This is a genomic window from Mycobacterium sp. NTMscope_MAC_269 (genome assembly GCF_976985695.1).
Map to the genome: position 1 here is coordinate 2,124,929 of NZ_OZ335668.1, position 18,004 is coordinate 2,142,932.

Consider the following 18,004-nt stretch of genomic DNA (forward strand, 5'->3'; position numbering starts at 1 on the left):
GCCCCGGGTGGAGATCAACAACTACAAAGCGTCATACTTGCGGATGTGACCAGCGCTGTCGGGACCTCAGGTACTGCAATTACGTCGCGGGTTCATTCGCTGAATCGACCCAACATGGTCAGTGTCGGCACGATCGTCTGGCTCTCCAGCGAGCTGATGTTCTTTGCCGGCCTGTTCGCGATGTACTTCACCGCCCGTGCACAGTCGGGCGGGAAATGGCCGCCGCCACCGACCGAGCTGAATCTGTACCAGGCCGTCCCCGTGACATTGGTGCTGATCGCGTCGTCGTTCACCTGCCAGATGGGGGTGTTCGCGGCGGAGCGCGGCGACGTGTTCGGGTTGCGGCGCTGGTACGTGATCACCTTCCTGATGGGCCTGTTCTTCGTTTGCGGGCAGGGTTATGAGTACTTCCACCTGGCCACCCACGGGACCACCATCCCCGGCAGCGCCTACGGCAGCGTGTTCTATCTGGCCACCGGGTTCCACGGCCTGCACGTGACCGGCGGGCTGATCGCCTTCATCTTCTTGCTGGCCCGCACCGCGATGAGCAAGTTCACCCCGGCGCAGGCAACGGCCAGCATCGTCGTCTCGTACTACTGGCATTTCGTCGACATCGTGTGGATCGCGCTGTTCACCGTGATCTATTTCATCCGATGAGCAGGCGCTGGACGAACAGGAGTGCTCGGTTGAAGAAACTGGGGTCTACCCGATCCGGTTCGCGGCTTTCTCAGTCGCAACAAGGGCAGCGTGACCGTTCGCGACGGCGGCTGCGCCGCCGCTTGTCGGGCGGATTGCTGCTGCTGATCGCGCTGACCATCGCCGGTGGTATGGCCGCCATCCTGACCCCCCGCCCTCAGGTGGCCGTCGCCGACGAGTCGAACTCGGCGCTGCTGCGCAACGGCAAGCAGCTGTTCGACACGTCATGCGTGTCCTGCCACGGCGCCAACCTGCAGGGTGTGCCCGACCGCGGGCCGAGCCTGATCGGGGTCGGCGAGGAAGCCGTCTACTTCCAGGTGTCCACCGGCCGCATGCCGGCGATGACCGGCGAGGCGCAAGCGCCCCGCAAGGAACCGATCTTCGACGAGGGGCAGATCGACGCGCTGGGCGCCTACGTGCAGGCCAACGGCGGCGGCCCCACGACCGTGCGCAACCCCGACGGCAGCCTGGCGATGCACTCGCTGCGCGGCGAGGACCTCGGCCGCGGCGGTGACCTGTTCCGGCTCAACTGCTCGTCGTGCCACAACTTCACCGGCAAGGGCGGGGCGCTGTCGTCCGGCAAGTACGCGCCGGACCTGGAGCCCGCCAACGAGCAGCAGATCCTGGCGGCCATGCGGACCGGTCCGCAGAACATGCCGAAGTTCTCCGACCGCCAGCTGTCCTTCGAGGCCAAGAAGGACATCATCGGCTACATCAAGGCGGTGACCGAAGAGCGTCAGCCGGGCGGCTACGGCCTGGGCGGATTCGGGCCCGCACCCGAGGGCATGGCCGCCTGGATCATCGGGATGGTCGCCGCCATCGGGCTGGCACTGTGGATTGGGGCACGAGCATGAGCGACCGGGACGTTCGCGGCTCTGACACGGGCGGAAGCCCGCAGGGCACCGGGGAGAGGGAGCCCGACGACGCGGCGCTGGCCGCGATGTCACAGCAGGAACTGGTGGCGCTGGGCGGCAAGCTCGACGGCGTCGAAACCGTGTTCAAGGAAAACCGCTGGCCGGTCGAGGGCACCAAAGCCGAGAAGCGCGCCGAGCGTGGCGTCGCCCTCTGGCTTTTGCTGGGCGGTGGCTTCGGGCTGACGCTGCTGCTGATCTTTTTGTTCTGGCCGTGGGAGTACAAGCCCAAGGAGGCCGCGGGCAGCTGGCTGTACACGCTGACCACTCCGCTGTACGGCCTGACCTTCGGGATGTCGATCCTGTCGATCGGGATCGGCACCATCCTGTACCAGAAGCGCTTTATCCCCGAAGAGATTTCGATTCAGGACCGCCACGACGGCGCGTCCCGCGACGTCGACCGCAAGACGGTGGTGGCCAACCTGGCCGACGCCTACAGCGGCTCCACCATCGGGCGGCGCAAGCTGGTCGGGCTGTCGCTGGGCGTGGGCCTGGGCGCGTTCGGCCTGTCCACCTTGGTGGCATTTGCCGGCGGCCTGATCAAGAACCCGTGGAAGCCGGTGGTGCAGACCGCCAACGGCAAGAAGGCGGTGCTGTTCACCTCCGACTGGACCCCCCGCTACCACGGCGAGACCATCTACCTGGCGCGCGCCACCGGCAGCTTCGCCGGGTCGCCGTTCGTCAAGATGCGGCCCGAGGACCTCGACGCCGGCGGCATGGAAACCGTCTTCCCGTGGCGGGAGTCCGACGGCGACGGCACCACCCCGGAGTCGCAGGAGAAGCTGCGCGCGATCAACCAGGGTGTGCGTAATCCCGTGATGCTCATCCGAATTCGCCCCACCGACATGCACCGCGTCGTCAAGCGGCAGGGCCAGGAGAGCTTCAACTTCGGTGAGCTGTTCGCCTACACGAAGGTCTGCTCGCATCTGGGTTGCCCGGCGTCGCTGTTCGAGGAGCAGTCCTACCGGATCTTGTGCCCGTGCCACCAGTCGCAGTTCGACGCGCTGCACTTCGCCAAGCCGATCTTCGGGCCGGCGGCGCGTGCGTTGGCGCAGCTGCCGATCACCATCGACACCAACGGGTACCTGGTCGCCAACGGCGACTTCATCGAGCCCGTCGGACCGGCATTCTGGGAGAGGACGACATCATGAGTCCCAAACTGAGTCCCCCGAAGATCGGCGACGTCCTGGCCCGTCAGGGCGAGGACATCGACACCCGCTACCACCCCTCGGCTGCCGTGCGCCGACAGCTCAACAAGGTGTTCCCCACCCACTGGTCGTTCCTGCTGGGCGAGATCGCGATGTACAGCTTCATCGTGTTGCTGCTCACCGGGGTGTACCTGACGCTGTTCTTCGACCCGTCCATGGGCGAGGTCACTTACAACGGCGCCTACCAGCCGCTGCGCGGCGTGGACATGTCGAAGGCCTTCGCGTCGACCCTCGACATCTCCTTCGAGGTGCGCGGCGGCCTGTTCGTTCGCCAGGTCCACCACTGGGCGGCGCTGATCTTCTCGGCGTCGATCATGGTGCACCTGGCCCGCATCTTCTTCACCGGCGCGTTCCGGCGGCCGCGTGAGGCGAACTGGGTCATCGGCTCGCTGCTGCTGATCCTGGCCATGTTCGAGGGTTACTTCGGCTACTCGCTGCCCGACGACTTGTTGTCGGGCATCGGGCTGCGCGCCGCCCTGTCGTCGATCACGTTGGGCATGCCGGTGATCGGCACCTGGCTGCACTGGGCCCTGTTCGGTGGTGACTTCCCCTGCGGCGGCGTCGGAAACGAATGCGCCACAGCGGGTTACATCATCCCCCGCATGTACTCTCTGCACATCCTGCTGCTGCCCGGCATCATCCTGGCGCTGATCGGCCTGCACCTGGCCATGGTGTGGTTCCAGAAGCACACCCAGTTCCCCGGACCGGGTCGCACCGAGCACAACGTGGTCGGCGTGCGCGTGATGCCGGTGTTCGCCGTCAAGTCCGGCGCGTTCTTCGCCGCGATCGTCGGCGTGCTGGGGCTGCTGGGCGGCCTGCTGCAGATCAACCCGATCTGGAACCTGGGGCCCTACAAGCCCTCTCACGTCTCGGCGGGCTCGCAGCCGGACTTCTACATGATGTGGACCGAAGGCCTGGCCCGTATCTGGCCGCCGTGGGAGTTCTACTTCTGGCACCACACCATCCCGGCCGCGGTCTGGGTGGCGCTGATCATGGGCGGGATTTTCGTCCTGCTGATCATCTACCCGTTCCTGGAGAAGCGGTTCAGCGGTGACAACGCGCACCACAACCTGCTGCAGCGTCCGCGCGACGCGCCGGTGCGCACGTCGATCGGCGCGATGGCGATCTCGTTCTACATGTTGCTGACGCTGGCGGCCATGAACGACATCATCGCGTTCAAGTTCGACATCTCGCTGAACGCGACGACGTGGATCGGGCGCATCGGCATGGTGATCCTGCCGCCGATCGTCTACTTCGCCACTTACCGGTGGTGCATCGGCCTGCAGCGCAGCGACCGCGCGGTACTCGAGCACGGCATCGAGACCGGCATCATCAAGCGGCTGCCGCACGGCGCCTACATCGAGCTGCACCAGCCGCTGGGCCCGGTCGACGACCACGGCCACCCGCTGCCGCTCGAGTACCAGGGCGCGGCGCTGCCCAAGAAAATGAACAAGCTGGGTTCGGCCGGGTCGCCGGGCAGCGGCAGCTTCATGTTCGCCGATCCGGCATCCGAGGACGCGGCGTTGCGGGAGGCGGCGCACAGCTCCGAGCAGCGTGCCCTGACCGCACTGCGCGAACACCAGGACGGCCTCAACGGTTCGACGAACGGCGAGTCCGGCCAGCACCACTAGCGCGGCCATCCGACGGCTCGCGGCGGCTCCTCGGGAGCCCGCCGCGAGCCGTTCGCGTTACGGGCCGCTCCCATCCGCAAGACATACAGCGGCGCCGCGGAGCGGGAAGTGCGGTGCGAAACCCTCTGCGCTGAGCCGCAGTACGCGTCAGCGCTCGGCGACCACGCGGCGCAGCTGCCGGATATGCAGCCATTCGACCGCCGGCATCGCCGCGGTGATGGCGCCGGCGAACACATACGCCGTCCAGGACGCCCCGTCGTGGCCGACGGCCATCAGGTAGGTCGCCGTCGCGACGGCGATCAGCGCCGCGCCCATGGTGCCGGTCAGAATGACCGTGCCGCGCAACCAGACTCGGTCGACCGTCTCCCCCGACCACTCCGCGTCCGTTTTCGGCGCCGCCGCCTGCACCGTGGCCTGCCGCGCCCGTTCCGCCGACGTGCGCGGCGCCTGCGACATCAGGCGCACCGGCGGCCGATTCGGTGCGGTCATCGCCCGCGCGGCCGGCTCGGACTGAGACATCCGCCGGGCCCGCAGCAGGATGGGGATCGCGCCCGCGATGATCAGCGCGGAAACGATGATGACCGCGTACAGCACCCAGGTGGTGTGCGGGCTGCTGGCCGATTTGTGAAAGCCCCTGCCCAGGTCGGCGAGCGCCACGGCCGCCGCCACGCTGACGCCCAACAGCACCAGGTAGATGGCGGCGCCCGCGCCCAACAGAATGCGGTCGATCACCTCGGGCGAAATGGTGTCGTCGCCCAGCCCGCGCCGATATGCCGAATATCTGCTGACCATCAGCAGCTCGTCTGCGGCGAGTCGTTGCTGTTCGACGACAACACTGTTCCGTCGCTTGTCGTGATCGAGCAATTGAGCCTGCTGACCCGGAACAGGCTGGAGGCCTCCACCGAGCCGACGTCGGATTGCGAGATCGGGGTAACGGTCATCGACCACGGGATGTACACGTTGTGCTGGGTGCGTCGCCGGCCGGACGCGTCGACGTAGGTCACCGAAATGATGTCGCCTGGCGCCTTGGTGCCGGTCACCGAATAGGTGACTTGCCGCGGACCTGCCGGTGTCGTGGGCGGCGGAGGCGCCGCCGCCGTGGAGGTCGCCGGCGGCGCCGGAGCGGGTGCGGGCGGGGGCGGCGGTGCCGGAGAAGGCGTCACCGTCACAGTCTGTGTCTCCGTTGCTGTCGGGGGCGGCGGCGGTTCGGTCGTGGGTGGCGGTGGCGGCGGGGGCGGGGGCGGTTTGGTCGTGGTTATCTCGTCCTGCATCGGTGGCGTGGACGGGGCGGTGGTGGTGTTGGGGTTGGCCAGCTTGGTGGTGTCGGTCCGCGCGAACAGCAGCGACACCGACACGACGAGCGCGATCGCGGCCACGATGGCGGCGATCCCCACCACCCACGGCCAGCGCGCGGTGCTGTGTTCGTCGTCCCCGTCGGACTCGTCGTAGTCCTCGTAGTCGTAGAGCCGCAGGTCGGCCGGCATGTAGGGGCCACTGGTGAAGTGCTCGGACTCCGGAGCCGAGTAGGCGCGCGAATACGCGTCCGTCTCGTCCGCCGAGGCCGACTCGGCGCCCTCGCCGAAGGGTTCTGCCCCGCCGTCGATGTCGTCGTCGCCACCGGGCTCCAGGTCGTCACCGGGGTCGGCGTGGGGGCTGATCGGGTCGGCAGGATCGGGTTCGTCAGGTTCCCATCCCGGGGGTTTCGACCCGCTCATCTCTGCCCTTTGCCTACCCTGTTCGACTGCATCACCTGCGCGTAAAACTCCGCAATCACCTCGTTGCCGGGCGCGCTGGGAAACTTCTCATTGCCTGGGCGAAACACTACCGAACCCAAAACGGGCAGAGCCGCCGTGGCGAACGGCGCACGCGATCACGTGATCGGATTGTGACCTTTATGCCGCGAATCAGTGCTTCTCAGGGCCCAGGTAGTACTCGAAGACCAGTCCGGCCACCGACGTCAGGACGAACATCACCCCGGCGGCGATCAGCCACGGCAGCCACAGGCCGATGGCGACCGCCACCACCGAGCCCGACAGCGCGATCAGGATGGGCCACCAGCTGTGCGGGCTGAAGAAGCCCAATTCCCCTGCTCCGTCGCTGATCTCAGCGCCTTCGTAGTCCTCGGGCCGGGTGTCGAGCCGCCGCGCCACGAACCGGAAGAACGTGGCCACGATCAGGGCCAGGCCGCCGGTCAGCGCCAGCGCGGTGGTGCCCGCCCACTCCTCCCCGCCGGTGGCGAACAGCGCGGTCAAAACCCCGTAGAGCAGCGCAACCACAAAGAAGAACCCGGCGATGAACTCGAATAGCCTGGCTTCGATATGCATTTGGTGTCCTAACCTACTGGCTTAACTGGCCGCGGCGGGTGTCGAACGGATGCGTGGTCACCGCGGCCGGAGCTTGTCCGATCGCCTGCAGCGCCGCGGCGTTGCTCTTGCCGTCCATCCGCTGCTGCAGGTAGGCCTTGAAGTCGTTGGGCGACACCACCCGAACCTCGAAATTCATCATCGAGTGATAGGTGCCACAGAACTCGGCGCAGTGGCCCACGAACGCCCCGGGCGTGTTGATCTCCTCAACCTGGAAGACGTGCACGGAGTTGTTCGCATCGGCGTTGGGGATGACGTCGCGCTTGAACAGGAACTCGGGAACCCAGAACGTGTGGACGACGTCGGCCGAGGCCAGATCGAATTCGATGCGCTTGCCGGTCGGCAGCACCAGCACCGGGATCTCGTCGCTGGTTCCCAGCGTCTCGACCTTGTCGTAGTTCAGGTAGGTGCGGTCCGAGGTGTTGAGCCCGCGGACGGGACCGACCAGCTCCTCGCCGTGGGCGTCCTTGCCTTCGGGCTTGGACACCATCGCCTTCTTGCGCGCCGGGTCGGAACCGTCGTAGGTCAGCGTGCCGTCCTTGAACGCGACGCGCTGATAGCCGAACTTCCAGTTCCACTGGAAGGCGGTGACGTCGACCACCACTTCGGGGTCCTTGGCGATGTGCAGCATCTTTTCCTGCACCACGACGGTGAAGTAGAACAGCACCGAGATGATGAGGAACGGCGTCACCGTCAGCGCCAGCTCCAGGGGCATGTTGTAGCCGAACTGGCGGGGCAGCTCGGTGTCGGTCGCCTTCTTGCGGTGAAACGCCGACGACCAGAAGATCAGGCCGTAGACGATGACGCCGACCACCAGCGAGGCGATCACCGCGCCGATCCACAGCTCCCGGTTGAGGTGCGCCTGCGGCGTGATGCCCCGCGGCCAGCCCAGGGCCAGCGCGTCGGCCCAGCTGCTGCATCCGCTCAGGAACATCGCGAGCACACCCAGCGTCACGGCCAGCGCCAGCGGCCGCAGACGGCGGGAAAGACCCTTGGCGGAGCCTCCAGGACGGCGCTGAAACCTACCCTGCGACAAAGGTTGCGAACGGTCCTGCTCGCGAGGGGTCACGTTGGCGCCTCCTGCTCGGATATCGAATACTACGCAGCGTAGACCACGCGTCTGAGGCGGGCGACGAAACCCCGGCCCGCCAGTGTCGCGACGTGCCGGGTGGCGTCGTCCACGGGCGGTCTCGACGTGCGGCATACTGGGGCGCCGTGTGTGGTCTGCTGGCGTTTGTTGCCGCCCCCGAGGATGGGGACAAGGAGGCGGCCGCCGCCCGCGCCGACGACGCGATCGCGCGCGCGTCGCATTCGATGCGCCATCGTGGGCCCGACGAGCCCGGCACCTGGGTCGACCCCGGCACCGATGGTTCGGTCGTGTTCGGCTTCAACCGGCTGTCCATCATCGACATCGCGCATTCGCACCAGCCGCTGCGCTGGGGGCCGCCGGAGGCACCCGATCGCTACGTGCTGGTGTTCAACGGCGAGATCTACAACTATCTGGAGCTGCGCGACGAACTGGCGAGCGGGCACGGGGCCGTCTTCGCCACCGACGGTGACGGCGAGGCCGTCGTCGCCGGCTACCACTACTGGGGCACCGACGTCCTGACCCGGTTGCGCGGCATGTTCGCCTTCGCGCTGTGGGACACGGCTACCAGCGAATTGTTCTGCGCCCGAGACCCTTTCGGCATCAAGCCGCTGTTCATGGCGACCGGCGCCGGCGGCACTGCGGTGGCCAGCGAGAAAAAGTGTCTGCTGGATCTGGCGGAGCTGATCGGCTTCGACACCCGCATCGACGAGCGGGCGGTGCAGCACTACACCGTCTTGCAGTACGTGCCCGAACCCGAGACGTTGCACCGCGGGGTGCGCCGGCTGGAATCGGGCTGCTACGCGAGGATCCGCCCCGCCGAAGCCCCCGACATCACCCGGTACTTCACGCCCCGGTTCAACGCGGTGCCGATCACCCGGGACTCCGAACAGGCCCGCTACGACGAGATCACCGCGGTGCTCGAGGACTCGGTGGCCAAGCACATGCGCGCCGACGTGACCGTCGGGTCCTTTCTGTCCGGGGGGATCGACTCCACCGCCATCGCGGCGCTGGCCATCCGGCACAACCCGCGGCTGATCACGTTCACCACCGGCTTCGAGCGGGAGGGATTCTCCGAGATCGACGTCGCGGTGGCCTCCGCCGAGGCGATCGGGGCGCGCCACATCGCCAAGGTGGTCACGCCCGACGAATTCGTCGCCGCCCTGCCCGAGATCGTCTGGTACCTCGACGAGCCGGTCGCCGACCCGGCGCTGGTGCCGCTGTTCTTCGTGGCCCGTGAGGCCCGCAAGCACGTCAAGGTGGTGCTCTCCGGCGAGGGCGCCGACGAGTTGTTCGGCGGCTACACGATCTACCGGGAGCCGTTGTCGCTGAAGCCCTTCGACTATCTGCCGCGCCCGCTGCGGCGGTCGATGGGCAAGGTGTCGCGGCCGCTGCCGGAGGGGATGCGGGGCAAGAGTCTGCTGCACCGCGGCTCGCTGACGCTCGAGGAGCGCTACTACGGCAACGCCCGCAGCTTCTCCGACGCGCAGCTGCGCGACGCGCTGCCCGGCTTTCGCCCGGAGTGGACCCACACCGACGTCACCGCGCCGCTATACGCCGAATCGGCGGGCTGGGACCCGGTGGCCCGCATGCAACACATCGACCTGTTCACCTGGCTGCGCGGTGACATCCTGGTCAAGGCCGACAAGATGACGATGGCCAACTCCCTGGAACTTCGGGTGCCTTTCCTGGATCCCGAGGTGTTCGCCGTGGCCTCCCGGTTGCCGGTCGAGGCCAAGATCACCCGCACGACCACCAAGTACGCGTTGCGCCGCGCGCTCGAACCGATCGTCCCCGCCCATGTACTGCACCGGCCCAAGCTCGGGTTCCCGGTGCCGATCCGGCACTGGCTGCGCGCCGGCGAGCTGCTGGAGTGGGCCTACGAGCTGGTCGCGTCGTCGCAGGCCGATCACTGGGTGGATCTCGCCGCCGTGCGCCGGATGCTCGACGAACACCGTAACGGCGCCGGCGATCACAGCCGCCGGCTGTGGACGCTGCTGATCTTCATGCTCTGGCACGCGATCTTCGTCGAGGGCAGCGTGGTGCCCCAGATCAGCGAGCCGGTGTATCCGGTGCAGCTCTAGGCCTGCTCTAGCGGGCCTTCGGGTGTGAATCCTGGGTTTTCATCGTGAACCCTGGTCGCAGATTTCCGGCGTGTCGCCGCCGTCAGCGCCCACTCGATGCCGTGAGCTCACACTCGAAGGGCCCTGTGACCGGCCCGTGACGTCAGCTCAGTACGGCGGCGATCTCGTCGGCCGCCTCGTCTCCGTAGGCGCCGGCCAGCCGGGCCTTGGCGACCTCGCGGTCCCACGCCCACTCCTGGGTCCCGGTCGACTCCAGCACCAGGACGGCGACCAGCGAGCCGAGCTGGGCCGAACGCTCGAGGTTCAGCCCGGCGCTGCGCCCGGTGAGGAAACCCGCCCGGAACGCGTCGCCGACGCCGGTGGGGTCGGTCTGGCTGGTCTCGGGCACCACGCCGACATGCGTGGTGGTTCCGTCGCGCTCGACGATGTCGACGCCCTTGGCGCCGAGCGTCGTCACCCGCAGGTCCACCTTCTTCTGCACATCGGCCTCAGACCAGCCGGTCTTGGAGAGCATCAGCTCCCACTCGTAGTCGTTGGTGAACAGGTAGGCCGCCCCGTCGACCAGCTTGTCGATCTCCTCCCCGGACAGGCGAGGCAGCTGCTGGGACGGGTCGGCGGCGAACGGCAGGCCGAGCTTGCGGCACTCCTCGGTGTGCACCACCATCGCGTCGGGGTCGTTGGCCCCGATGATCACCAGGTCCGGATTGCCCACGGACGACGCGACGTCGGCGAGCTTGATGTTGCGGGCCTCCGACATGGCGCCGGGATAGAACGACGCGATCTGGGCCATGTCCTCATCGGTGGTGCAGACGAAACGCGCGGTTTTCGCGCTCTGCGAGATCAGCACGTGGTCGCAGTTGACGCCGTGGCCCTGCAGCCATTCGCGGTACTCGCCGAAATCGTCGCCGGCCGCACCCACCAGGGCCACGTCGCCGCCCAGCACACCGATGGCGAAGGCGATGTTGCCCGCCACGCCGCCGCGGTGAATCACCAAGTCGTCGACCAGAAAGCTCAGGGACACCTTCTGCAGGTGCTCGGCCAGCAGGTGCTCGGAAAACCGGCCGGGGAACCGCATCAGATTGTCGGTCGCAATCGAACCTGTCACCGCGATCGTCACGAAATCTCCATCCTTCGTTAGTAAGGTTATCTAGCTTACTCACGCGGCCACGACGGTCGTTGCGTGCACGGTCGCCGCAAGGTCTGCGCTAGCCTCCCTAGGGAACTCACTCAAGTCGCCGGGATCACAATGCTTGGGCCGCAGCCCGCTTGCAGTCCCGCCTACCAGCGTAGGAGAACCACGATGGCAGGCCCGCATTCGCCGAACCACCCTGTCGGCGGCGGCAGCGGCGGACCGAGCGGGCATGAGGCCCCCGGCGAATCCCAGCCCCTCGACTTCCCCGATGACGCCGATACCGGCGGCCCGGGCTTCACCCCGGCTCCGCAGGCAGGACCCGCTTCGGCCAATTATGCCGGGCCACCACCCGGACCGGGGCCGTACCCGCCGCCGCGCTCCAAGCGGCGGCTGATCGTCGGCCTGGCACTGGCCGTCGCGCTCGTGGCGGTGATGACGGTGGCCATCGTCTACGGGGTGCGCACCAACGGGGCCAACACCGGCAGCACATTCTCTGAGGGCGCGGCGAAGACGGCGATTCAGGGGTACCTGGACGCGCTCGAGCACCGCGACATCAACGAGATCGCCCGCAACGCGCTGTGCGGGCTCTACGACGCCGTCCAGGACAAGCGCTCCGACCAGGCGCTGGCCAAGCTCAGCAGCGACGCATTCCGCAAGCAGTTCTCCGAGGTGGAGATCACCTCGATCGACAAGATCGTGTACCTGTCGCAGTACCAGGCTCAGGCGTTGTTCACCATGCGCGTGTCGCCGGTGAGCGGGGGCCCGATGCGGGGGCAGGTGCAGGGCATCGCGCAGCTGCTTTTCCAGCGCGGCCAGATCATGGTGTGCTCGTACGTGCTGCGCACCGGCGGCTCGTACTGAGCTTTCTCATCGCGAGACTGCAACTGCCGACGGCCCTACTCGGGGAATGCGTCGCCAGCTGCGGTCCCGCGGGGAAATCAGTTGAACGAGTCGCCGCAGGCGCACGAACCGCCGGCGTTCGGGTTGTCGATGGTGAATCCCTGCTTTTCGATGGTGTCCACGAAATCGATGGAGGCGCCCTCGACGTAGGGCGCGCTCATCCGGTCCACCGTCAGGGTCACACCCCCGAACTCCGCGATCAGGTCGCCATCCAGCGACCGGTCGTCGAAGAAGAGGTTGTAGCGCAGCCCAGCGCAGCCACCCGGCTGGACCGCGATGCGCAGCGCCAGGTCGTCGCGACCCTCCTGGTCCAGCAGCGACTTGGCCTTGGTAGCGGCGGCCTCAGTCAAGATCACGCCGTGGGTCGTGGCGTTCGACTCGTTTTGCACCGTCATTGCTTCTCCTACATGCCTCATTGTTGAGTGGGACCGATCACGCCCGGCGCCGCCGGCTCGCGCCACGCTGCCCGGACTGCCGGAAAGTCCACACCATTAACGGTACCTTGCAGGACCGCTATTCCCGAGTCGCGCCGCCACAACGGAGGCCAGACCCATGAGTTGATTGGCCGCGTCGGCCTGCGCCAGCCGCACCGACCCGGCGTGCTCGGCGATCGACAGCGCGGCCATGATGCCCGACGAGCGCACCGTCGCGTTGTCCAGATCGACCTGGCCCGCCAGCACCACCACCGGGATCCCCCGCGGCCGGGCCGCGTCGGCCAGAAAACCCACCACCTTGCCGTGCAGGGACTGCTCGTCGAAGCGTCCCTCGCCGGTGACGATCAACTCCGCCGTGTCGAGGTCGTCGGACAGCCGGGTGTGTTCGGCGATGATGGCGGCCCCGGACTCACACCGCCCGCCGAGGGCGAGCAGCCCAGCGCCGATGCCGCCGGCGGCGCCCGCACCCGGCTCGGCGCTGACGTCGCGCCCGGCCACCGCTTCGAGGATGAGCGCCCACGCCTGCAGCCGGACTTCCAGCGCGGCGACGGTCGCGGTGTCGGCACCCTTCTGCGGCCCGAACACCCTGGCCGCCCCCCACGGACCCAGCAGGGGGTATTCGGTGTCGGAAGCGGCGATCAGCTCCACGTTGCCCAGCTGGCGGCGCGCGGTGTCCAGGCCGCCCAGCTCGGCGATCATGCCCTGACCGCCGTCGGTGCACGCGCTGCCGCCCAATCCGACGACGATCCGGGTCGCGCCCACCCGCAGCGCCTCGGCGATCAGCTGCCCCACGCCTTTGCTGTGGGCCGCCATGGCGGTCTCCGGGGTGGGCGGACCGCCGATCAGCGTCAGGCCGCAGGCTTGGGCGCACTCCAGGTAGGCGGTCGCCGAGCCCGGATCGAAGACCCATTCGGCTTCCACCATGGCTTTTAGCGGCCCCGACACCCGCAACCGCCGCATCTCCCCCAGCCTGCTGGCCAGCACCTCGACGAAGCCGGGCCCGCCATCGGACTGCGGGGCGACGATGAACCGGTCGCCCGGCCGCGACCGGGTCCAGCCCGTCGCGATGGCGGCAGAGGCTTCCAGCGCCGACATGCTGTCGGCGTAGCAGTCCGGGGCCACCAAAACTTGCATCGCGGGTAGCTGAAGACGGCCGGGTGCCAGGCCGGGGGCAGCATCATCCGAGGCCATCGACCCGTCGTCCATCAAAGGCAGCCATTCATCACGTGTAAGAGTAGGGCCAAGTGAGGCACTAACGCAGGTCTAATAGCAAGGCATTCCAGGCGAATTCCGGCGCGCGTCATCCGCGAAGTAACCTGGCCCCTGTGAAGCTTTTGGGTCGCAAGAAGGGCCAGGACACCGACCTCGACGAAAACGTTGCCTCGTCGGCCCCCTCCGAGGTTGCTGGCGCCGCGGGCGCCGGCCGGACCGGACCCAAGGGGCGCCCCACACCCAAACGCAACGACGCCCGGCGAAACGCCAAGAAGGGGCCCGTCGCACCCGCGCCCATGACCTCCTCGGAGGCGCGGGCCCGGCGCAAATCGCTGGCCGGCCCCAAGCTCAGCCGCGAGGAGCGCCGCGCGGACAAGACCGCCAACCGCGCGCGCATGTCGGAGCGCCGCAACCGCATGATGGCCGGCGAAGAGGGCTACCTGCTGCCACGCGACCAGGGCCCCATCCGGCGCTACGTGCGCGATGTGGTGGATTCCCGGCGCAACCTGCTGGGCCTGTTCATGCCGTCAACCCTGTTTTTGATGTTCGCCATGTTCGGCGTCCCGCAGCTGCAGCTCTGGGTGTCCCCGGCGATGCTGGTGCTGATGGCGGTGATGAGCGTCGACGGCCTGATCCTGGGCCGCAAGATCAGCAAGCTGGTCGACATAAAGTTCCCCAACAACACCGAAAGCCGTTGGAAGCTAGGTCTTTACGCGGCGGGCCGGGCTTCCCAGATGCGCCGGTTGCGCGCGCCGCGGCCCCAGGTCAAGCATGGCGCCAGTGTCGAATAGCCCTCGCCCGAAAGCCGGCTGACGCCGGTGCGCACCCTGGTGCTCGGCGGGATCAGGTCAGGCAAGTCACGGTGGGCGGAGGAAGCGATCGCCGTCGGGTTGCCGGCCGATCAGCCGATTCATTACCTGGCCCCGGGGCCGGCCGGTGACCACGACGCGGCCTGGGCGCACCGGGTTGCCGAGCATCGCCGTCGTCGCCCCGCGCATTGGTCGACGATCGAAACCGGCGACATCGCAACGCAATTGCGCGAGTCCAACACCCCCACACTCGTCGACGACCTCGGCACCTGGCTGGCCGGCGCCATGGATCGCGAGAACGCGTGGGAAGGAGGCTCGGTGGCGGCGTCGGTCGATGACGTGCTGTCCGCCGTCGGCGAGTTCGCCTCGACGCTGGTGCTGGTCAGCCCCGAAGTCGGATTGACGGTGGTGCCGGCCACCGCGTCCGCGCGCCGGTTCGCCGACGAGCTCGGCGGTCTCAACCAGCGCCTGGCCCGGCTGTGCGAGCGGGTGGTGCTGGTGGTGGCCGGGCAGGCGGTGCCGATCAAACCGTCGGGGGCCTGATGGAATTCGCCGCCGTGTCGCCACCCGACGCGGGCGTCGCCGTCGCCGCCCGCGCCCGCCAGGACTCTTTGACCAAGCCCCGCGGCGCGCTGGGCCGCCTCGAGGACCTGTCGGTGTGGATCGCGTCGTGCCAGGGGCAGTGCCCGCCGCGCCAGTTCGAGCGCGCCCGGGTGGTGGTGTTCGCCGGCGACCACGGCGTCGCCCGCTCGGGGGTGTCGGCGTACCCGCCGGAGGTGACCGCCCAGATGGTCGCCAACATCGATGCCGGCGGGGCGGCGATCAGCGCGCTGAGCGGCATCGCCGGGGCGAGCGTGCGCGTCGCGGATCTGGCGGTCGACGCCGACCCGCTGACCGGGCCGATCGGCGCCCACAAGGTGCGGCGCGGCAGCGGCGACATCGCCGTGGGGGACGCGTTGAGCGACGACGAGACCGCGCGGGCGCTCGCCGCGGGCGCGGCGATCGCCGACGAGGAGGTCGATGCGGGGGCAGACCTGCTGATCGCCGGCGACATGGGCATCGGAAACAGCACGCCCGCAGCGGTTTTGGTGGCGGCATTGACCAACGCCGAGCCGGTTGTGGTGGTGGGCTTCGGCACCGGAATCGACGACGCGGGGTGGGGACGCAAGACCGCCGCGGTGCGCGACGCCCTGTTCCGCGCGCGGCGGGTACTGCCGGATCCGGTCGCGCTGCTGCGCTGCGCGGGCGGCGCGGATCTGGCGGCAATGGCGGGCTTTTGCGCACAAGCCGCGGTGCGGCGCACGCCGTTGCTGCTCGACGGCATGGCGGTGACCGCGGCGGCGCTGGTGGCCGAGCATCTGGCTCCCGGTGCCCGGATGTGGTGGCAGGCCGGTCACCGGTCCACCGAGCCGGGCCATGCGCTGGCCTTGACGGCGCTGGATCTGGAGCCGATCCTCGACCTGCGCATGCGGCTGGGCGAGGGAACCGGCGCCGCGCTGGCGCTGCCGGTCCTGCGTGCCGCGGTGGCCGCGCTGTCGTCGATGGCGACGTTCACCGAAGCCGGCGTCTCCAACCGTCCCGCTCCCCCGTCGTGATCCGTTCGCTGGCAACGGCTTTCGCGTTCGGGACCGTGCTGCCCGTCCCGGGTTCCCGGACCGCGCCGATGGGCCGCGGCGCCATGACGGCGCTGCCGCTGGTGGGCGCGGTGTTGGGGGCGCTGGCCGCGGCGGTGACCTGGGGTGGGGTCCACGCGTTCGGGCCGTCCAGCCCGCTGCCCGGGGTGCTCGCGGTCGCGGCGCTGCTGCTGATCACCCGTGGCCTGCACGTCGACGGTGTCGCGGATACCGCCGACGGCCTGGGCTGTTACGGATCGCCGCACCGGGCGCTGGCGGTGATGCGGGAGGGATCGACCGGGCCGTTCGGGGTAGCCGCCGTCGTCGTGGTGGTGCTGCTGCAGGGGCTGGCGTTCTCGGCGCTGGGTGCCGACGCCGGGGTGCACGGGTTCGTCGGCATTGCCGTGGCGGTTTTCGCCGGCCGGGTCGCCGCGGTGCTGGCCGGTCACCGCTCAGTGCCGGCGGCGCAGGGCAGCACGCTGGGCGCCGCGGTCGCCGGGAGTCAGCCGACGGCGGTGGTGACGGCCTGGGGCGCGGTGCTGCTTGCGATTTCGCTGACGGCCGGGCCGCGGCCGTGGCACGGTCCGGTGGCCGTGCTGCTGGGCTTGGGCTGCGGCGCGGTGCTGGTGCGGCACTGTGCGCGCCGCTTCGGCGGCATCACCGGCGACGTGCTGGGCGCCGCGATCGAACTGACGACGACGGTGTGCGCGGTGGCGCTGGCGGGCTTGGTGCGGTTCTAACGCCGCGAACGTGACTGTGCAGTCACGCTGGGCAGCCCGCCGCGCTAACCGAGCCGGGCCATCCAGCCGTGGGTGTCGGCGAACGTGCCCCGCTGAATCCCGGTGAGCGTGTCGCGCAGCGCCATCGTCACCTCGCCGGGCTTGCCGTCGGCGACGGTGAACTCGGCGTCGCCGTACTTCACGTGCGCGACGGGCGTGATGACCGCGGCGGTGCCGCAGGCAAACACCTCGGTGATCTCGCCGGCGGCGGCCTTCTTCTGCCACTCGTCGATATCGATCTTGCGTTCCTCGACGGAGAACCCGGCGTCAATCGCCAACTGCAGCAACGAGTTCCGCGTGATCCCGGGTAACAACGAGCCGGACAGCTCCGGGGTGACCAGCCGCGCCGACCCGCCGCTGCCGAACACGAAGAAGATGTTCATCCCGCCCATCTCTTCGACGAAGCGCCGCTCGACGGCGTCCAGCCACACCACCTGGTCGCAGTCGTTGGCCGCGGCTTCGGCCTGGGCGGACAGCGAGGCGGCGTAGTTACCGCCGAACTTGGCCGCGCCGGTGCCGCCAGGGCTGGCCCGCACATACTCCGTCGACACCCACACCGTGACGGGGTTGATGCCGCCCTTGAAATACGCACCGGCCGGCGAGGCGATCACCAGGTAGCGGTACTGCCGCGAGGGCCGCACGCCGAGTCCGGGCTCGGTGGCGATGACGAACGGGCGCAGGTACAGGGCCTCTTCGCCGCCGGCGGCCGGGACCCAGGCGTCGTCGACCGCGATGAGCTGGCGCAGGGACTCCATGAACAGCCCGTCGGGCAGCTCGGGGATCGCCAGCCGCCGCGCCGACGACTGCAGCCGGGCGGCGTTGGCCTCGGCGCGAAACGAGACGATCGAGCCGTCCGCCCAGCGGTACGCCTTGAGGCCTTCGAAGATTTCCTGGGCGTAGTGCAGCACGATCGCCGAGGGGTCCAACTCGATCGGGCCGTAGGGGATGACGCGCGCGTCGTGCCAGCCCCGACCGTCGTCGTAGTCGATCGCCACCATGTGGTCGGTGAAGTATTTGCCGAAACCCGGCTCGGCCAGGATGGTTTCGCGTTCGGCGTCGGTTGCCGGACGTGTCGAGCGCGAAACCGTGAACTCGAGGGAGCCACTGGTCATCCGCTGATTGTATATCCGCCCACCGAATCGGAT

Annotated in this window: 18 protein-coding genes; 10 read left to right on the plus strand and 8 right to left on the minus strand. The window is 68.7% G+C overall.

Annotation, left to right across the window (positions count from 1 at the left end):
- The first annotated feature begins 45 nt into the window (after positions 1-45).
- Genes ctaE through qcrB form a run of 4 tightly spaced genes read left to right on the plus strand, consistent with a single transcriptional unit; the run spans position 46 to position 4,446 of the window.
- Positions 46-657 (plus strand): aa3-type cytochrome oxidase subunit III, encoded by a 612-nt coding sequence (ctaE, locus tag ACZ50Z_RS09975; RefSeq protein ID WP_055401014.1) that lies wholly within the window; start codon positions 46-48, stop codon positions 655-657.
- A gap of 29 nt (positions 658-686) precedes the next feature.
- Positions 687-1,550 (plus strand): cytochrome bc1 complex diheme cytochrome c subunit, encoded by an 864-nt coding sequence (qcrC, locus tag ACZ50Z_RS09980; protein WP_464483400.1) that lies wholly within the window; start codon positions 687-689, stop codon positions 1,548-1,550.
- Positions 1,547-2,758 carry a cytochrome bc1 complex Rieske iron-sulfur subunit gene (qcrA, locus tag ACZ50Z_RS09985; RefSeq protein ID WP_464483401.1) on the plus strand — a complete coding sequence of 404 codons (1,212 nt, stop codon included), beginning with the start codon at positions 1,547-1,549 and terminating at the stop codon, positions 2,756-2,758. Before qcrC ends, qcrA begins: the two co-directional genes overlap by 4 nt.
- Positions 2,755-4,446 (plus strand): cytochrome bc1 complex cytochrome b subunit, encoded by a 1,692-nt coding sequence (qcrB, locus tag ACZ50Z_RS09990; protein WP_464483402.1) that lies wholly within the window; start codon positions 2,755-2,757, stop codon positions 4,444-4,446. The genes qcrA and qcrB overlap by 4 nt, the downstream gene beginning before the upstream one ends.
- A gap of 147 nt (positions 4,447-4,593) precedes the next feature.
- Here qcrB and ACZ50Z_RS09995 read toward each other — a convergent pair whose 3' ends face one another.
- From ACZ50Z_RS09995 to ctaC, 4 genes are all read right to left on the minus strand, one after another.
- Positions 4,594-5,238 carry a DUF2561 family protein gene (locus tag ACZ50Z_RS09995; RefSeq protein ID WP_464483403.1) on the minus strand — a complete coding sequence of 215 codons (645 nt, stop codon included), beginning with the start codon at positions 5,236-5,238 and terminating at the stop codon, positions 4,594-4,596.
- On the minus strand, positions 5,238-6,161 hold the full coding sequence (locus ACZ50Z_RS10000; RefSeq protein ID WP_464483404.1) for an MmpS family transport accessory protein: 924 nt from the start codon (positions 6,159-6,161) through the stop codon (positions 5,238-5,240). Before ACZ50Z_RS10000 ends, ACZ50Z_RS09995 begins: the two co-directional genes overlap by 1 nt.
- A 189-nt stretch (positions 6,162-6,350) precedes the next feature.
- Entirely contained in the window at positions 6,351-6,770 is a 420-nt protein-coding gene (locus tag ACZ50Z_RS10005; RefSeq protein ID WP_464483405.1) for a cytochrome c oxidase subunit 4, read from the minus strand.
- A 13-nt stretch (positions 6,771-6,783) separates the two neighbouring features.
- A complete protein-coding gene (ctaC, locus tag ACZ50Z_RS10010) occupies positions 6,784-7,878 on the minus strand; it encodes an aa3-type cytochrome oxidase subunit II (RefSeq protein WP_464483406.1) in 1,095 nt (364 codons plus the stop codon).
- 146 nt (positions 7,879-8,024) lie between these two features.
- Between ctaC and asnB the strand changes: the two genes are divergently transcribed.
- Positions 8,025-9,980 carry an asparagine synthase (glutamine-hydrolyzing) gene (gene asnB / locus ACZ50Z_RS10015; RefSeq protein WP_464483407.1) on the plus strand — a complete coding sequence of 652 codons (1,956 nt, stop codon included), beginning with the start codon at positions 8,025-8,027 and terminating at the stop codon, positions 9,978-9,980.
- Positions 9,981-10,122: 142 nt separating this feature from the next.
- On the opposite strand, the gene ACZ50Z_RS10020 is transcribed toward asnB, so the two are convergent.
- A complete protein-coding gene (locus ACZ50Z_RS10020; protein ID WP_464483408.1) occupies positions 10,123-11,097 on the minus strand; it encodes a carbohydrate kinase family protein in 975 nt (324 codons plus the stop codon).
- 183 nt (positions 11,098-11,280) lie between these two features.
- Between ACZ50Z_RS10020 and ACZ50Z_RS10025 the strand changes: the two genes are divergently transcribed.
- Positions 11,281-11,973, plus strand: a complete 693-nt coding sequence (locus ACZ50Z_RS10025; RefSeq protein WP_464483409.1) for an Rv0361 family membrane protein — start codon at positions 11,281-11,283, stop codon at positions 11,971-11,973.
- A gap of 77 nt (positions 11,974-12,050) precedes the next feature.
- On the opposite strand, the gene ACZ50Z_RS10030 is transcribed toward ACZ50Z_RS10025, so the two are convergent.
- A complete protein-coding gene (locus ACZ50Z_RS10030) occupies positions 12,051-12,407 on the minus strand; it encodes a HesB/IscA family protein (RefSeq protein WP_464483410.1) in 357 nt (118 codons plus the stop codon).
- Between the two features lie 96 nt (positions 12,408-12,503).
- Positions 12,504-13,580 (minus strand): glycerate kinase family protein, encoded by a 1,077-nt coding sequence (locus tag ACZ50Z_RS10035; RefSeq protein ID WP_464483411.1) that lies wholly within the window; start codon positions 13,578-13,580, stop codon positions 12,504-12,506.
- 191 nt (positions 13,581-13,771) lie between these two features.
- Between ACZ50Z_RS10035 and ACZ50Z_RS10040 the strand changes: the two genes are divergently transcribed.
- Genes ACZ50Z_RS10040 through ACZ50Z_RS10055 form a run of 4 tightly spaced genes read left to right on the plus strand, consistent with a single transcriptional unit; the run spans position 13,772 to position 16,820 of the window.
- Positions 13,772-14,449 carry a DUF3043 domain-containing protein gene (locus ACZ50Z_RS10040; RefSeq protein WP_464483412.1) on the plus strand — a complete coding sequence of 226 codons (678 nt, stop codon included), beginning with the start codon at positions 13,772-13,774 and terminating at the stop codon, positions 14,447-14,449.
- 27 nt (positions 14,450-14,476) lie between these two features.
- Entirely contained in the window at positions 14,477-15,010 is a 534-nt protein-coding gene (locus tag ACZ50Z_RS10045; protein WP_464483413.1) for a bifunctional adenosylcobinamide kinase/adenosylcobinamide-phosphate guanylyltransferase, read from the plus strand.
- Positions 15,007-16,062: a nicotinate-nucleotide--dimethylbenzimidazole phosphoribosyltransferase gene (gene cobT, locus ACZ50Z_RS10050; protein WP_464486163.1), complete on the plus strand. Its 1,056-nt coding sequence runs from the start codon at positions 15,007-15,009 to the stop codon at positions 16,060-16,062. Before ACZ50Z_RS10045 ends, cobT begins: the two co-directional genes overlap by 4 nt.
- Complete coding sequence (locus ACZ50Z_RS10055) at positions 16,059-16,820, plus strand: adenosylcobinamide-GDP ribazoletransferase (RefSeq protein ID WP_464483414.1); 762 nt, start codon at positions 16,059-16,061, stop codon at positions 16,818-16,820. Before cobT ends, ACZ50Z_RS10055 begins: the two co-directional genes overlap by 4 nt.
- A 44-nt stretch (positions 16,821-16,864) precedes the next feature.
- Here ACZ50Z_RS10055 and ACZ50Z_RS10060 read toward each other — a convergent pair whose 3' ends face one another.
- Positions 16,865-17,971, minus strand: coding sequence for a branched-chain amino acid aminotransferase (locus tag ACZ50Z_RS10060; RefSeq protein WP_464483415.1), 1,107 nt, complete (start codon positions 17,969-17,971; stop codon positions 16,865-16,867).
- Positions 17,972-18,004 lie beyond the last annotated feature (33 nt).

Coding starts and splice junctions, on each gene's coding strand:
- ACZ50Z_RS10025 (WP_464483409.1), top strand. CDS start 11,281: ATGGCAGGCCCGCATTCGCCGAACCACCCTGTCGGCGGCGGCAGCGGC.
- ACZ50Z_RS10060 (WP_464483415.1), bottom strand. CDS start 17,971: ATGACCAGTGGCTCCCTCGAGTTCACGGTTTCGCGCTCGACACGTCCG.
- ACZ50Z_RS10030 (WP_464483410.1), bottom strand. CDS start 12,407: ATGACGGTGCAAAACGAGTCGAACGCCACGACCCACGGCGTGATCTTG.
- ACZ50Z_RS09995 (WP_464483403.1), bottom strand. CDS start 5,238: ATGGTCAGCAGATATTCGGCATATCGGCGCGGGCTGGGCGACGACACC.
- qcrB (WP_464483402.1), top strand. CDS start 2,755: ATGAGTCCCAAACTGAGTCCCCCGAAGATCGGCGACGTCCTGGCCCGT.
- ACZ50Z_RS10000 (WP_464483404.1), bottom strand. CDS start 6,161: ATGAGCGGGTCGAAACCCCCGGGATGGGAACCTGACGAACCCGATCCT.
- ACZ50Z_RS10005 (WP_464483405.1), bottom strand. CDS start 6,770: ATGCATATCGAAGCCAGGCTATTCGAGTTCATCGCCGGGTTCTTCTTT.
- qcrA (WP_464483401.1), top strand. CDS start 1,547: ATGAGCGACCGGGACGTTCGCGGCTCTGACACGGGCGGAAGCCCGCAG.
- ACZ50Z_RS10035 (WP_464483411.1), bottom strand. CDS start 13,580: ATGCAAGTTTTGGTGGCCCCGGACTGCTACGCCGACAGCATGTCGGCG.